The sequence below is a fragment of the Phytoamicus setariae genome (genome assembly GCF_016722925.1).
Lineage (GTDB): Bacteria > Pseudomonadota > Alphaproteobacteria > Rhizobiales > Rhizobiaceae > Rhizobium_E > Rhizobium_E setariae.
On sequence record NZ_JAEQNC010000022.1, the window covers coordinates 12,698 to 28,030 of the forward strand.

Here is a 15,333-nt window from a genome sequence, read left to right on the forward strand (position 1 = left end):
CATTGCGACCAGCCTGCTTTCTGCACTTATTCCCACGCGATCGTTGATGCCGCGCGGTTCAATCAGGTCAATGCTCAGGCAGGAATGGACAGGCTTTCCCGGATCACTCCCGCGAGGAAGTCGGCCACGACCCTCTGGCCAGCTTCATCTTTTATGAGATCGTTGCGCACCTCGATCATGACATTTAGCAGACCGTTTGCAAGGCCATGCAGTTTTAGAGTGTGCGTTACACCGTCGGCGGGTCCATAGGGCTCGTTGCGACGGGTCACGAATTGCCCCCGCCGCTTGGCGTGCTCCAGCATTTGATCGGCAAGCCGCGCGTCGGCATCATGCAGGATGCCTACTTCGACATCGCGCGCGACACCTTTGTAGACTGGGGTAAAGGAATGTATCGTCACCAGCACCGTCCGTCGCTCGGCTGTATTTCGCTCGGTGATGGTTTCGGCGATGGCATCGGTGAATGGCGTGTATATCTCGTCGATACGCGCCTGCCTGACGACGGGATCGATGTCGACGTTGCCCGGGATGGTGAAAATCTCGCTTTGCGCCGGCATGGCATCGGATGCCTCGGGCGGGCGATTGCAATCATAGGCAAGGCGGGAATAATTCTGGTGGATCAGCGCGGCATCCAGCGCAACCGATAGCAATTCGGCAACCGCCAATGCACCCGGATCCCAGGCGATGTGTGCCTCCAGCGCCGCCGGCTCAAGACCCAGCGCTCCCAGCGCGACGGGAAGGCGACGCGATGCATGCTCGCAGATTAAAAGTATATCGCTCTTGCCCTGGCCATTGACCAGTGAAACCGGTCCGCCTTCTGAAACATCCAACAGCTGCATGCTCGCGCCACGTCCCCTGTGTCCGCATATTTCTGTAAAGAATTCTTCAAAATTTATTTTCTGTCAATCACGTATTTGGAAGATTCCGTTCAAAAAAGCTGTTGACTCCAGCCCTCGATTCCATTTCTTATTTACCGGTACATCCAGCGAAGACTGGAGAGGGGAATACTATCGGTGTCAAACACCTCAAAGACCGTATCCGACATGATAACGGCGCGTTACGACTCCATGACGCGCGCCGAAAAGCAGTTGGCCAACAGCCTGCTGGACAATTATCCAGTGTCCGGACTGGGCTCGATTACCGCTGTCGCCGAGGCTGCGAATGTCTCGACGCCGACGGTCGTGCGCATGGTGCAGAAGCTGGGTTTCAAAGGCTTTACCGATTTTCAGGCCCGCCTGCATCACGAGCTGGAAGAAACGATTTCCAACCCGATAACCAAGCATGAACGGATGGCGCCGAACGCGCCGGGCGCCCACATTCTCAACCGATTTGCTGAATCCGTAATGCACAACATGCGCCAGTCGTTCGGTTCGCTCGATCCGGCGGAATTCGACGCCGCTGCGCGAATAATCGGCGACCGCAAACGTGCGATTTATCTGGCCGGTGGCCGCATCACAGGCGCCCTTGCCGAATATCTCTTCACCCACCTGCAGGTGATCCGGCCGGGCGTGACGCGGATATCGACCAATGCGGCCAGTTGGCCGCATTACGTCCTCAACATGAACCGCGGCGACGTGCTGATCCTGTTCGACATCCGCCGCTACGAGCGTCAGCTCGAGGCGCTCGCCCGGACTGCCGCCGAACACGGCGCAGAGATCATCCTGTTTACCGATCAGTGGGGCTCTCCGGTTTCCAAGCATGCCCGCCACTGTTTTCGCCTGAGCATCGAGGCACCGTCGGCCTGGGACTCCTCGGCAGTCACGCTGATCGTTGTCGAAGCCCTCATCGAAGCGGTCCAGGGGTCGCACTGGGAAAAGACCCGCGAACGCATGTCGATGCTGGAAAGCCTCTTTGAATCAACGCCATTGTTCCGAAAGCCGGTCGCTGGCGAGTAAATGCCGCAAAGAGGAAGTCGTGCCACTATCGCGACTTTTACAATTTTCTGTATACATAAATATGTCACAAAGGTGTCATGGAACAAAACTAACAGCACAATCAAGCTGAACCCAACCAGAGGAGAAAGTCAGTGAATAATAAGTTTAGCACTCTCGTTGCCGCAACCTGTGCGGCCTTGATGGCAACCACTGCCATCGCACGTGCAGACGCCATGGAAGACCTCGTCAAGGCTGCTCAGGCCGAAGGCGAACTGACCACTATCGCTCTCCCGCACGACTGGTGCGGCTACGGTGCCGTGATCGAAGGCTTCAAGGCAAAATACGGCCTGAAGGTCAACGAACTGAACCCGGACGCCGGTTCTGGCGATGAGATCGAAGCCATCAAGGCAAACAAGGACAACAAGGGCCCGCAGGCGCCTGACGTCATCGACGTCGGCCTCTCCTTCGGTCCGTCCGCCAAGGCCGATGGCCTGATCCAGTCCTACAAGGTCGCAACCTGGGATTCGATCCCCGACAGCGCCAAGGATGCCGACGGCTACTGGTACGGCGACTACTACGGCGTCATGTCCTTCGAAGTGAACAAGGACCTCGTCAAGGAAAGCCCTAAGGATTGGGCCGACCTGCTCAAGCCGGAATATGCCAACATGGTTGCCCTCGCCGGTGATCCGCGCACCGCCAACCAGGCGATCTCCGGCATCTTTGCAGCCGGCCTTTCTGCAGCGGGCGGCGATGTCTCCAAGGCTGGCCAGGCTGGCCTCGACTTCTTCAAGGAACTGAACGCCAAGGGCAATTTCGTTCCGGTTGTTGGTAAATCTGCGCCCCTCGCACAGGGCACCACACCAATCGTTCTGCGCTGGGACTACAACGCTCTGGCTGACCGCGACACGCTGAAGGGCAACCCGCCGATCGACGTCGTCGTTCCGGCTTCGGGCGTCGTCGCTGGCGTCTATGTCCAGGCGATCTCGGCTTATGCACCGCATCCGAACGCTGCCAAGCTCTGGATGGAATACCTCTATTCCGACGAAGGTCAGCTTGGCTGGTTGAAGGGCTATTGCCACCCGATCCGCTTCAACGATCTCGCCAAGAACGGCAAGATTCCGCAGGACCTGCTCGACAAGTTGCCGCCGGCTGAAGGCTATGCAAAGGCCGTCTTCCCGACGCTCGACGAGCAGAATGCTTACAAGGCAGTCATCACCAAGGGCTGGGACTCCGTGGGCGTAGAAGTCAAGTAAGCCTCTGAAAATCAAGGCCTTCCCGGACCTTGCTTCCGGGAAGGCCTTTTTCAAATCCAGCATCCGAGATTTTCATTTCATGTACCGTACCGGCAGAGACTGATGGCGAAATCGCAAGGCATACTGAATTCGCGAATGATCGTGGATTGGCTCGGAATCGCGCCATTCGTGCTCTTTTCGCTGTTGTTTCTCATCCTGCCGACGCTTTACCTCGTCACGGGCGCATTCTTTAATACACAGGGCGAGCTCACCCTCCAGAATTTCCGCGATCTGTTCCAGCCGCAAATCCTCTCGGCATACTGGATCTCGATCAAGATCAGCACCGCCTCGGCACTCGGCGGGCTGCTGATCGGCTTTTTCCTCGCCTGGGCGATCACCCAGGGCGGCCTGCCCGGCTGGATCCGCTCGTTCGTGATGACATTTTCCGGCGTGGCCTCGAATTTCGCCGGCGTGCCGCTGGCCTTTGCCTTCCTGGCGACCCTCGGCCGCACCGGTCTTTTGACTTGGGTCCTGACCACCTATTTCGGCTTCAACGTCTATGCGCACGGCTTCAACCTGCTGAGCTTTCTCGGACTGACGCTGGTTTACATGTATTTCCAGATACCTTTGATGGTTCTGATCATCACGCCGGCGCTGGATGGGCTGAAGAAGGAATGGCATGAAGCGGCCTCCATTCTCGGCGCCACATCGTCCCAGTATTGGCGCATGGTGGCTTTCCCGATCCTGTGGCCAAGCCTGATGGGCACCTTCCTGCTGCTGTTTGCCAACGCCTTCGGCGCAATCGCCACCGCCTATGCCTTGACCGGCTCATCACTGAATATCGTTCCGATCGTGCTCTACGCACAGATCCGCGGCGATGTGCTGCACAACCCCAACCTCGGCTACGCCGTTGCAATGGGCATGGTCATCATCACCGGCATCTCCAATTTCCTCTATATCTGGCTGCGCATTCGCGCCGAGAGGTGGCAGAAATGAACGGCAAACGCATACTTGCCTGGTTCGCCGTCGCAATCGGCTCCATCTACTTCCTGCTGCCGCTGGTGGCGACGTTCGAATTCTCGCTGCGCATGCGGCGTGGCGAGTATTCCTTCGACGCCTATCGGTCGGTTTTTGCCGACGTGCAGTTTCGCGATACCTTCAGCTATTCGATCCTGATGGCGGTCCTGACGATCATCATCGGCATGTTGCTGATCGTGCCGACCGCCTACTGGGTTAGACTGCGACTGCCGCAGGCGCGCCCATTCGTGGAATTCATCACGCTTCTGCCGCTGGTCATCCCGGCCATCGTCATCGTCTTCGGCTATCTCAGGCTCTACAACTCTTCGTCATTCCTGCCGCTGACCGGATCGGAGCGAACCACCGACCTGCTGCTGGTCTTTGCCTTCATGACGCTTTCGCTGCCCTACATGTATCGCTCCGTCGATACATCGATGCGGGCGATCGACGTTCGGGTGCTGACGGAAGCGGCCGAAAGCCTCGGCGCCTCCTGGGTGACGATCATGTTTCGCTGTATCTTCCCCAATGTCATCAGCGGGGTACTGTCGGGCGCCTTCATCACATTTGCCATCGTCATCGGCGAATTCACACTGCCGTCATTGCTCAACCGCCCGGCCTTCGGGCCCTATCTGCAGCTGATTGGCGCCAACCGCGCCTATGAGCCGCCGGCGCTGGCAATGATAGCGTTCTTCATGACCTGGGCCTCGATGGGCCTTATCAACATTGCCTCGCGTTTGCAGAAAGTCTCGCGCGCCCGTATCTGAGGATGTAATATATGGCCTTTCTCGAACTCACGAACATCCAGAAAACCTACGGCGCGATCCCGGTCGTCAAGGATTTCAACCTCGGCATTGAAAAGGGCGAGTTCGTGTCCTTTCTCGGTCCATCGGGCTGCGGCAAGACCACGACGCTGCGAATGGTCGCCGGTTTTGAAACCCCGACACAGGGCGACATCAAGATCAATGGCGTGCGCCAGAACGAACTGAAGACCAACCAACGCAATATCGGCATGGTGTTTCAGGCCTACGCGCTGTTTCCGAACATGACTGCATCCGAGAACGTCGCCTTCGGCCTCAAGGTCAAGGGCAGGTCAAAGGAAGAGTCCGCCAAGGTCGTGGGTGAGATGATGGAACTGGTGGGCCTCAGCCATCTCGCCGACCGCTACCCATTCCAGCTTTCCGGCGGACAGCAGCAACGCGTCGCACTGGCGCGCGCACTGGCGATCAAGCCGCAGGTTCTGCTTCTCGACGAGCCGCTGTCGGCGCTCGATGCCAAGATCCGCGTCTCGTTGCGCGAGGAAATCCGCGCCATCCAGCAACAGCTCGGCATTACCACGATCTTCGTCACCCACGATCAGGAGGAGGCTCTGTCGATCTCCGACCGTATCGTGGTGATGCATCAGGGCCATGCCGACCAGATCGGCACGCCGTTCGAAATCTACAACAAGCCCAGGACGAAGTTTGTCGCGACTTTCGTGGGTACGCTGTCCATCATTGAGGCGACTGTAGCCGATCCTTCGGCCAACACCGTCGTCATTGGGGGCCGTACGATCACCATTCCGGAATCGCTCGGCTCGGCCAAAGCAGGTGACAAGATCAGCCTGGCACTCAGGCCGGAAGCACTGTCGCTTTCCGTGGCAGGCAACCGCGAGTTCTCGCTCACCGGCAAGGTCGCCTCGGTCAGCTTCCTCGGCTCGGTCATCCGCACCAAGCTGATCGTCGACGACCAGCCGCTGTCCTTCGACGTGTTCAACGATCCCGCCGTCAAGCCGCCGGTCGTCGGCGACACCATCGAAGCACACTTTTCAGGCGCGGACCTGCTGATCGTCCGTGACTGACCGATGTATCTACGTCGATCGCTAATTGCGGTCGGCGTAGGAATGCACGTCGCCCAGCCGGTCTTCGATAGTGTAGCACCCCTCGCCGACCTCGCGAACGGGGCTTTCGGGAAGTTGTACCTTACCGTGGCCGCCGGGGATATCGAGGATATAGGACGGCATCGCCAGCCCGGAAATCCTGGCGCGCAGGCCGGCGACGATCGCCCTACCCTCTTCGATGCTCATCCGGAAATGGCTCGTGCCGGGCGCAAGATCGGGATGATGCAGGTAATAGGGCTTGATACGGTTTTCGACGAACAGGCGCATGAGGCTTGCGAGCACGGCTGGATCATCGTTGACGCCCCTGAGCAGCACTGACTGGCTGACCATCATGATGCCGCCATCGATCAACGCAGCCGATGCGGCTCGCGCCTCGTCAGTCAGCTCTCGCGGATGATTTGCATGCAGGGCAACGTAGACAGTCTTGCCCGACGATTTCAGCGCATCGATCAACTCGGAGCCGACACGAGCAGGATCGGTCACCGGCACCCGGCTATGCAGCCGCACGACCTTGACATGATCGATTGGCGCAAGCCGTTCCATGATCTCCTTCAACCGGCGCGGCGACAGAACCAGCGGATCTCCGCCGGTGAGGATAACCTCCCAGATTTCCTTGTGCTCGGCGATGTAGGCGATCGCCGCAGCGAGTGCCGCGCCCGAAAGCGTTCCATCTCCCTGCGGGCCGACCATCTCGCGCCGAAAGCAGAAGCGGCAATAGACCGGACAGACATGCACGGCCTTCAGCAGCACCCGATCCGGGTAGCGGTGCACGATGCCTTCGACGGGGCTATGGGCGTGGTCGCCGATCGGGTCGGCACTCTCCTGAGGCAACAACACGAGCTCGGCGGTATCGGGTATGTACTGCCGCGCAATCGGATCGGCCGAATCAGCTGGATCGATCAGCCTCGCGACCGCCTCGGTAACGGAGACGGCAAAGCGGGCGGCAACCGCTTCAGTGCCGTCCAACTGATCTGCAGCAATCAGGCCCGCTTCGAGTAGGTGCCTGGGTGTGATCAGAGCTGTCATGTGCCACACCTCCCCGTATGTATCGAACCGAATTCGTCCATCACATTCCCCAGCGCATCGGCGCCCACATGACCTGATCGAGGCGGACAGCACCGGAAGCCAGCATCGCCAGCCGATCGAAACCGAGCGCCGCACCACTCGCTTCCGGCATGATCGCGAGGGCAGAAAGGAAGTCCTCATCGAGCGGATAGGTTTCGCCGTAGATGCGCGCCTTCTCCGCCATTTCGTGTTCGAAGCGACGGCGCTGTTCGTCTGGATCCGTCAACTCCCCGAACGCATTGGCGAGCTCCACGCCGCAGGCATAAAGCTCAAAACGTTCGGCAACGCGTCCGTCACGCGGGGACTTCCGGGCAAGTGCAGCTTCCGCCGTCGGGTATTCGCAGAGAATAGTCGCCCGGCCCTCGCCGAGATGCGGCTCGACCTTTTCGACCAGCACGCGCGAAAACAAATCCGACCAGGTGTCGTCGTCTGCCGTGCGCATTCCTGCATCCTGCACCAGCGCCAGCAGCGCGTTGCGATCGGTTTCGCCGTCGGTCGCAATGGTGGAGAGAAGGTCCATTCCCGCGAACCGCGCGAATGCATTGGCCACCGTCAATCGCTCCGGCTCGACCAATGGATCGCATTCCATGCCACGGAAGCGGAACATCGTCTCGCCTCCGGCTTCCGCCGCGATCCTCAGCATCGCGGCACAATCATCCATCAACGCTTCGTAGGTTTCGCGGGCGCGATACCATTCGAGCATGGTGAATTCCGGCTGGTGGGTGGGCGATTTCTCGCGGTTGCGATAGACGTGGGCAAAGGTGTAGAGGCGGCTCTCGCCGGCGGCCAGCAGCTTCTTGCAGGCAAATTCGGGTGACGTGTGCAGATGATAGGCCTCGGAGCTGCCATCTGGCGCATCATATCGGGTCGTGAACGCATGCAGATGCGTTTCGTTTCCGGGTGATACCTGCAGCGCCGCGGTATCCACCTCGATGAAATCACCCGCCGTGAAGAAGCCACGCAACGCCTGCTGGACGCGATTGCGGGCCAGCAAGAAAGGTCGCCGGTCGGCATGAACATCCGGATGCCACCACGGAGATGGCCTGGAGGTGGAAATGTTTCTCATCGCACTATGTCGTTTCGGTATGGCAATTTCGCCATTTTCAGGTTAGTAGCGCGCCACAAGTAAAAAAGCGCTCGCTCTGGCCGGTCGCCGTCCTTTAAAGCGCGTTCCAACAAGTTACAAGGAAGTCTTATGGCAAAGGTCATCGCTTCTCAGCTCCGCAAAGGCAATGTTGTCGACATCGACAGCCGCCTCTATGTTGTGCTGACCGCGCAGAATTTTCACCCCGGCAAGGGAACTCCCGTCACGCAGATCGATATGCGCCGCATTTCGGATGGTGTGAAGGTCTCGGAACGCTGGAAGACCACCGAAACGGTCGAACGCGCCGTTGTCGAGGACCAGAACTTCCAGTTCCTCTATGAGGACGGCGAAGGCTACCATTTCATGAACCCGGAAACCTATGACCAGGTCGCGGTTTCTGGCGACATCATCGGCGACGACAAGGCCTACCTGTCCGAAGGCATGAAGGTCGTCCTGTCGATCCACGAAGGCAATGCAATTGCGCTCGAACTGCCGCGTCAGGTGACCCTCGAGGTCATGGAAACCGAACCGGTCGTCAAAGGTCAGACGGCATCGTCGTCCTACAAGCCGGCGATCCTCTCCAACGGCATTCGCACCGGTGTGCCGCCGCACGTGTCGGCCGGTACCCGCATCGTCGTGCTGACGGAAGACGGTTCCTACGTCGAGCGTGCCAAAGACTGATCCGCAAATCCAATAGCTGAAAATGAATGGCCCGCCTTGAGCGGGCCATTTTTTTGGATCATTTTCCCATCAGGAACGTTTCCTCCCAAAGGCATGCGCGGTAGAAATCTGCCCGCTATCCGGCAAGCGCGCCATGCCTCCCCGCGAGGAGGGATTGGTATGCCGACTGCCCGGACATTGGTTGCGTGGACCCTTGGTGTTTGCACGATCTGGCCAGTTGCGCTGGTGACATCGGCCAGCGCCGGATCGCCCTCTTTCGACTGCGCCAAGGCTGACAGCAGCGCAGAGGAGTTGATTTGCGGCGACAGGGAGCTTGCACGCCTCGATGTGGAAGCGACCCGCCTCTTCAGGCTTGTCAGAGACCGCCCGGAATTAGCCGCCGAGCAGCGGCAGGCGCTGAACGATGACCGAAAGCACTGGCAGAAAGTACGTGACGAATGCTGGATCGCCGAGGATTTTCGCCGCTGCATTGTCGCGGCCTACGCAATCCGGATTCACTCCCTGAGAGAAAACCACGCCCAGACGCATGCCCGCGACAAGGAAGGCATCACCAAAGGCCCATTCCAACTCGCCTGCAAGAACTTGCCTGGAACGGTGAAGGCAACCTTCATCAAAAGCGAACCGCCCGTCACGACTGTTCAGATGCAGGAACAGTTCCACGTCGGTATCGGCTTGGGCCTCCGCTACGTCGAAAGCGGCCCGAATGGCGAGATGACCTTCTGGACAACCGGCAAGAACGCATTCCTCAAGCTGCCGGACGGCACGCGCTATGACTGTATTGTCCAGCCACAGAAGTAGCACCCCTTCATTGTCGAGATGAAATAGACGAACGGGTCTGACCCGATTGCAGGATTTTTTGGAAAAATATCTCTCCGGATCCATTCTGCTGCAATTTTTTCTTCTATATTTTCTATAATATTTGTATATTATATCGATTATGGTTTCCATGGGAGAAGCCGCCATCTTTTCGTTCGAGGGAGAACACGCATGTCCATCAACCGACGTACCCTGCTAAGCGCGGCATCCTCCATCGCACTCGTTCTCGCTGCAGGCGGTTCGAGTGCTTTCGCTGCCGACGTCACCGTCAACATCGCCTGGCAGCCGATTGTTGAGCCGTCGCGCGTGCCCCAGGCCGACGGCAGCTATGAAAAGGCGACCGGAGCCAAGATCAACTGGCGCAAGTTCGATGGTGGCGCCGATGTCATTGCAGCGCTCGCCTCGGGCTCTGTCGACATCGGCTATGTCGGCTCCTCGCCACTGGCCGCCGCAGCCAGCCGCGAATTGCCATTTGAAACGATCTTCGTCGTCGGCCTTATCGACGAAGCGGAAGCGCTTGCGGTCAAGGGCGTCGACAAGCCGGAAGGCCTTGCCGGCAAAAAGATCGCTACGCCGTTCGTTTCCACGGCGCATTACAGCCTGTTGACCGCCCTCAAGCACTGGAACATCGATCCGAAATCACTGCAGATCCTGAATCTGCGCCCGCCGGAAATCGCTGCCGCATGGGAACGCGGTGACATCGACGGCGCCTATGTCTGGGATCCGGTCCTGAGCCAGATCAAGAAATCCGCCAATGTCCTGGCCGACTCCGGCGATGTGGCCAAGTGGGGCGGCCCTACCTTCGATGCCTGGATCGTGTCGAAGAAGTTCGCAACGGAACATCCAGAAATCGTAACCAGCTTCGTCAAGGTCACCGGCGATGCCTATGCCAGTTATCGCTCCAACACGGACTCCTGGAATGCGGGATCGGAACAGGCCGCCAAGATCGCCAAGCTGACCGGGGCAAAAACCGACGACGTTCCGGCGCTGCTCAAGGGATACTATTTCCCGTCACTGGAAGAGCAGGCCTCCAAGGACCTGCTGGGCGGTGGCACCGTCGATGCCGTGACCAAGACCTCCGCCTTCCTGCTCGAACAGGGCAAGATCCCGGCAGTGCTCTCCGACTACGCCCCGTACATCACGGCAAAATGGGTCAACGAGGCATTGAAAGTCTCGCAATAGGCCTCTCCCAGCGGGCGGCTGCGGGGCAATGTCCTGATGCTCGATGCAGCCTCCCGCATACCGTCCGGCACGGTGGCAGCCAGTCGCCACCGTGCCGGATATCAGTGCCGACAATGGAAGGTCGATCCCTTGGGCAAGCTATCACTCAACCAAGTCTCGCTGAGCTATCCCGGTGCGGGCATCGGGCACGTGGGCATTCTGCATAACGTAACCCTATCGCTCGACGAACGTGAATTCGTCGTCGTCATAGGGCGCTCAGGCTCGGGCAAGACCAGCCTTCTCAATCTCGCAGCCGGATTTCTCACACCGTCGCACGGCTCGATTGCGGTTGACGGAGCCGCGATTACCGGGCCGGGGTCGGATCGGGCCGTCGTCTTCCAGGACGATGCGCTCTATCCATGGCTCAATGCGCGCGACAATATCGGCTTTCCGCTGAAACTCCGCCATGTCGCCAAGCGAGTTCGAGACACCAGGGCGGAGGAACTGCTGGATCTTGTCGGCCTCTCCGGTTCGGGTGACAAGAAAATCTGGGAGCTTTCCGGCGGCATGCGCCAACGGGTCGGCATCGCCCGGGCGCTCGCCTCAGATCCGAAATTCCTTTTGATGGATGAGCCACTGGGCGCACTCGATGCCCTGACCCGCAGCCGCATGCAATCTTTCCTGCTCAATGTCTGGCAAGCAACCTCGACCGGCGTGCTGCTGATCACGCACAGCATCGACGAGGCGCTGTTTCTGGCCACCCGTGTGATCGTGCTGGAGCCTACACCCGGCAGGATCACCGCCGATATTCCACTCGACTTCGGCCGTCGCCATCTGGCCGGCGAAAGCGCAGCTTCGATCCGCTCCTCCAGTGCCTTCAAGACGGCTTACGAACGACTGACGCTCGCCATTCACACTGAGACCGCGGAGTTTGCCGCATGACCTATTCGACAACAGCCATTGACGAACAGTCGTTTTCGGCAGAACAGAGCCGACCGCGCCGAAGGCCGACCGATATCACCTTGCTGGTCTCGGCCGCCACGATCGTCGTCATCCTGGGCCTTTGGGCATTCGCTGCCGCATTCCAGCTTGTCTCACCGGTGTTTCTTCCCTCGCCCGTTGCTGTCCTTAGATCCTCTTACGCTCTGGCAACGGTTGGCTTTGTCGACAGCACGCTCGCCGAACATGTCTTTGCCAGTCTGTTTCGGATATTCGGTGCACTGGCGCTTGCAATCGTACTAGGCGTGCCCGCCGGACTGGCGATGGCGATGAGCCGTATCGGCAAAGGCATCCTGGATCCGATCGTCGAGTTCCTGCGACCCCTGCCGCCACTTGCCTATCTTCCACTAATCATCATCTGGTGCGGTATCGGCGAAACCTCAAAAATCGTCGTGATCGCCCTGGCGATGCTGCCGCCGATCATCATATCCACGGTTTCCGGCGTGCGTTCGACATCGAAGGATCACATCAACGCGGCTCGCTCCTTCGGCGCCAATCGCTGGCAGCTTCTCACCCAGGTGGTGCTTCCAAGCACCACACCTTCGATCCTCACCGGGATACGCATCGCGCTCGGCGCGGGCTGGTCGACGCTGGTAGCCGCCGAACTGATCGCGGCACCACAGGGTCTCGGCTTCATGATTCAGTCGGCGGCACAGTTCCTCGTAACCGATATCGTCATCGCAGGCATCTTCACCATCGCGCTGATCGCGTTCATGTTCGAGATGCTCGCGCGCCTGCTCGAGCGCACCCTGACGCCCTGGACCGCGCATAAATAAGACCATGGAAGAATGTGCCCGCTTGAATTCGCAGTGCGAAATCAAGTCTTTGTTAACCATATTTGGCAAGGATGGGGCCGCGCCGAATGAGAAGGTGACGACTGAGCGATGTCATGCTCGAAGACCGACTTCAGGGAATTCGATAATGCCGGTGATTACATTCGCCAACACCAAGGGCGGCGCGGGAAAGACCACTGCGGTTCTGCTGCTTTCCACCGAACTCGCACGCCAAGGCAACCGCGTCACCATTCTCGATGCCGATCCTCAGCGCTGGATCAGCCGCTGGCATGAAACCGGCGACGCCACTGCCAACATCACCGTCGTCCCCTATGTGACACTTGCGACCATTCAGACCGTAATTGCCCAGCACCGTCCTCGGACAGACTACTTTATCCTTGACCTGCCAGGCGCATCCTCGCCGCTGCTCGCCACCGCTATCGGCATGTCCGACCATGTGCTGATCCCCATCCAGGGCTGCGCGATGGACGCCAAAGGCGGCGCCCAGGTGCTGGAGCTGCTCAAGTATCTCGAGGACAAGGCCAACATCCGCATCCCGCATTCGGTGGTACTGTCACGCGTGAATTCCATGGTGACCACGCGCGCGTTGCAAGCCGTCAAGTCGCTGCTGGCCGCCCGCAGCGTCCGCGTGCTCGACACACCGATCATCGAGCGCGCCGCCTATCGCGATCTCTTCGATTACGGATGCAGCCTCTACGAAATGGACGCGACACGCGTCAGTAATCTCGACCGGGCCAAGGAGAATGCCGAGGCTTTTGCCAATGAAGTGCTGGGCTACGTTCCGAACCGGGCGGCGACCCGTCCATCCTTAAGCCAGCGCGACGTTCTGCGCTCCGCTGCCTGACGGGAACAATCAGAAAAGCGCATCCTCAAACAGTTCGTCGTCATTGACGGCGACGGCCTTGGGCGCCGCTTCTGCGGCAGCCGCAACGGGCAGGAAACGACGGTGAATGTCCCGTTCGGACGCCATCGTGTAAAGCTTGAAAATCCGTTGGCTGGCCGCGCCGATCTCTTCACCTAGGGCGGATACGTCACTATCGCTGAGATCGGCGATCGACCATGAGGTCTCCAGACAATCCTGCAGCACGTCGCCGAGTTCGTGCTCGAAATCGAGCGTGCCGATGGCAGCGCTGATCTTGGAAAACACTTCCTGGCCCTCGCGCTCGAAGGCCGCGATGCCTTCATCCATCCTCGCGGAAACCTCGCGGATGGAGCCGAGCGCTTCGTTCATCGGCTGGCTGATATTGCGGCCGGCCACACCACGATCCTGCGACAGGCTTTCGGCAGCAGCTTCGAAATGCTTGAGTTCGGCGAGAACAGCGTTCGCCGGATCCTCGAGCTTTTCGGCAAACACCCGCAGTTCGCCACTGACGACGTTGACCGACCGGCCTTCGTCGCCCAGCTTGGAGCAACGCAGGTTTGAGTTGAGCGCCATATAGTGGATATCGGTTTTGATCGACCGGATGATCTCGATACCCTGGATCAGGCTTTGCGCTGTCTCGCCCGTGGACTGCGCCACCGTATCAGCTTCGGTGCTGGTATCCTGAACATCGGAAACGAGCGCCGAGGCGCGAGCAACGTTCTGCTCCAATCCGCTCAGGAAGTTGCGCCCCTCACTGTCGCTCTGCCTGTGCATCTGGTCACGCAACGCCAGAATGTCACGGGTGTCGTCGACGAAACGCGACATGTTTTCCATGACCTTGCGGCATTCCCGCTGGAAGTCGCTGAGCGTTTCATCCATCTGCGCCGCAGCCAGATGATTGATCGCACCATCGAACCTTGCAAGCGCGTCTTCGCCCAGGGCTGCTCCTTCCGCCGAGTTTCTGAATTCGTCGAATATCTCGAAGCTGGAGCGGATGTGCTCGATCCGCTGGCGGGTGATGTCGCCAATCTGCAGTGCCGAAAGAACGGTGGCGATCTTGCCCTGTACACCGCGCGCCAGTGCCTTCACTTCGTTGGCGATTTTGACGAGGTTGCGATGGTGTTCGGCGACCTTGCCCGCGTCACGCTCGAGTTCACGGACGATCGTCGGGACGGTATCAACGTAATTCTGTGAAATTTCGCCGGAAAACGATTGTGCCCTGGCAAGCTGGCTGTGCATTGCGGCGAGCTGCACGGAAAAACGATCGACCTCCTGCGCGCCCGATTGGATGCGCTCGCGGATTTCGTCAGCGAAACCCGCGAACTCAGCAAGTCCGGCGCCTGTAATCTTCACCGTAATCGCGAATGTCCGGAGATAACGCATCGTATCGCGCATGTCGTCAACGCTTGACTGCATGGTGCGGCAAGCTCCGAACAGACTTTCGAAGCGTCCCTTGCGGGTGAGTTCGAAACCCGGCAGTTCGGCAAGCTGTTTTGCGGTCGCCTGGATGCGGGCAATCGTGTCGTTCGAAGTCTGCCCATCGAGCGCGCCGGTCAACTCATCGAGCGAGCCGATCAGCCGCTTGAGAATATCGACGATCGCGATCAGCACCGTGCCACCTTCGAGAAACTTCTTCTCCAGACGGCTGTGCGCCGCGGCCAGTTTGCCATCGAGCCCCGACCTGTCGACCGGCAAATACACCGCTGTTGATATGTTCCGTTTCAGCACAACCTGATCCCCATGCAAATCCATTGCCGGGAACCTAGACTCCAACTTCCCAAGGACCCGTAAACTCGCGGTCCCAAACACGGTCGTAGCCGGCGCAGGGGCCTCGGCTACATAACCTAATTCATTGTTTTATTTAAGTTATTTAAA

15 protein-coding genes are annotated in these 15,333 nt (G+C 59.1%); 11 read left to right on the plus strand and 4 right to left on the minus strand.

Annotated elements, in window-relative coordinates; genetic code table 11:
* Window positions 1-74: 74 nt before the first annotated feature.
* Window positions 75-836 carry an N-formylglutamate amidohydrolase gene (locus JJB09_RS25190; RefSeq protein WP_201663862.1) on the minus strand — a complete coding sequence of 254 codons (762 nt, stop codon included), beginning with the start codon at window positions 834-836 and terminating at the stop codon, window positions 75-77.
* Window positions 837-1,040: 204 nt separating this feature from the next.
* On the opposite strand from JJB09_RS25190, the gene JJB09_RS25195 reads away from it, so the two are divergent.
* The 5 genes from JJB09_RS25195 to JJB09_RS25215 all read left to right on the plus strand — a co-directional run bounded on the left by JJB09_RS25195 (window position 1,041) and on the right by JJB09_RS25215 (window position 5,957).
* Window positions 1,041-1,892: a MurR/RpiR family transcriptional regulator gene (locus JJB09_RS25195; RefSeq protein ID WP_210341823.1), complete on the plus strand. Its 852-nt coding sequence runs from the start codon at window positions 1,041-1,043 to the stop codon at window positions 1,890-1,892.
* A 179-nt stretch (window positions 1,893-2,071) separates the two neighbouring features.
* Complete coding sequence (locus tag JJB09_RS25200; RefSeq protein ID WP_210341824.1) at window positions 2,072-3,124, plus strand: ABC transporter substrate-binding protein; 1,053 nt, start codon at window positions 2,072-2,074, stop codon at window positions 3,122-3,124.
* Window positions 3,125-3,226: 102 nt separating this feature from the next.
* Complete coding sequence (locus JJB09_RS25205; RefSeq protein WP_201663865.1) at window positions 3,227-4,099, plus strand: ABC transporter permease; 873 nt, start codon at window positions 3,227-3,229, stop codon at window positions 4,097-4,099.
* On the plus strand, window positions 4,096-4,884 hold the full coding sequence (locus JJB09_RS25210) for an ABC transporter permease (protein WP_201663866.1): 789 nt from the start codon (window positions 4,096-4,098) through the stop codon (window positions 4,882-4,884). Before JJB09_RS25205 ends, JJB09_RS25210 begins: the two co-directional genes overlap by 4 nt.
* Window positions 4,885-4,895: 11 nt before the next feature.
* Entirely contained in the window at window positions 4,896-5,957 is a 1,062-nt protein-coding gene (locus JJB09_RS25215) for an ABC transporter ATP-binding protein (protein WP_201663867.1), read from the plus strand.
* Between the two features lie 21 nt (window positions 5,958-5,978).
* Here JJB09_RS25215 and JJB09_RS25220 read toward each other — a convergent pair whose 3' ends face one another.
* A complete protein-coding gene (locus tag JJB09_RS25220) occupies window positions 5,979-7,022 on the minus strand; it encodes a lysine-2,3-aminomutase-like protein (protein WP_201663868.1) in 1,044 nt (347 codons plus the stop codon).
* 40 nt (window positions 7,023-7,062) lie between these two features.
* The gene (gene epmA, locus JJB09_RS25225) at window positions 7,063-8,127 is read right to left on the minus strand and encodes an EF-P lysine aminoacylase EpmA (protein ID WP_201663869.1); all 1,065 of its coding nucleotides are present in this window, start codon (window positions 8,125-8,127) and stop codon (window positions 7,063-7,065) included.
* 129 nt (window positions 8,128-8,256) lie between these two features.
* Here epmA and efp point away from each other — a divergent pair, with 129 nt between their 5' ends.
* From efp to JJB09_RS25255, 6 genes are all read left to right on the plus strand, one after another.
* Window positions 8,257-8,826 carry an elongation factor P gene (efp, locus tag JJB09_RS25230; protein ID WP_201663870.1) on the plus strand — a complete coding sequence of 190 codons (570 nt, stop codon included), beginning with the start codon at window positions 8,257-8,259 and terminating at the stop codon, window positions 8,824-8,826.
* 159 nt (window positions 8,827-8,985) lie between these two features.
* Entirely contained in the window at window positions 8,986-9,624 is a 639-nt protein-coding gene (locus tag JJB09_RS25235; protein ID WP_201663871.1) for a lysozyme inhibitor LprI family protein, read from the plus strand.
* Window positions 9,625-9,813: 189 nt separating this feature from the next.
* Entirely contained in the window at window positions 9,814-10,824 is a 1,011-nt protein-coding gene (gene tauA, locus JJB09_RS25240; protein WP_201663872.1) for a taurine ABC transporter substrate-binding protein, read from the plus strand.
* A gap of 129 nt (window positions 10,825-10,953) precedes the next feature.
* Window positions 10,954-11,745 (plus strand): taurine ABC transporter ATP-binding protein, encoded by a 792-nt coding sequence (locus JJB09_RS25245; protein WP_246748982.1) that lies wholly within the window; start codon window positions 10,954-10,956, stop codon window positions 11,743-11,745.
* On the plus strand, window positions 11,742-12,578 hold the full coding sequence (locus JJB09_RS25250) for an ABC transporter permease subunit (protein ID WP_201663874.1): 837 nt from the start codon (window positions 11,742-11,744) through the stop codon (window positions 12,576-12,578). The genes JJB09_RS25245 and JJB09_RS25250 overlap by 4 nt, the downstream gene beginning before the upstream one ends.
* Before the next feature lie 145 nt (window positions 12,579-12,723).
* Window positions 12,724-13,440: a ParA family protein gene (locus JJB09_RS25255; protein WP_201663875.1), complete on the plus strand. Its 717-nt coding sequence runs from the start codon at window positions 12,724-12,726 to the stop codon at window positions 13,438-13,440.
* Window positions 13,441-13,449: 9 nt separating this feature from the next.
* Here the strand turns inward: JJB09_RS25255 and JJB09_RS25260 are convergent, their stop codons facing one another.
* Window positions 13,450-15,186 (minus strand): methyl-accepting chemotaxis protein, encoded by a 1,737-nt coding sequence (locus JJB09_RS25260; RefSeq protein WP_201663876.1) that lies wholly within the window; start codon window positions 15,184-15,186, stop codon window positions 13,450-13,452.
* Window positions 15,187-15,333: the final 147 nt, after the last annotated feature.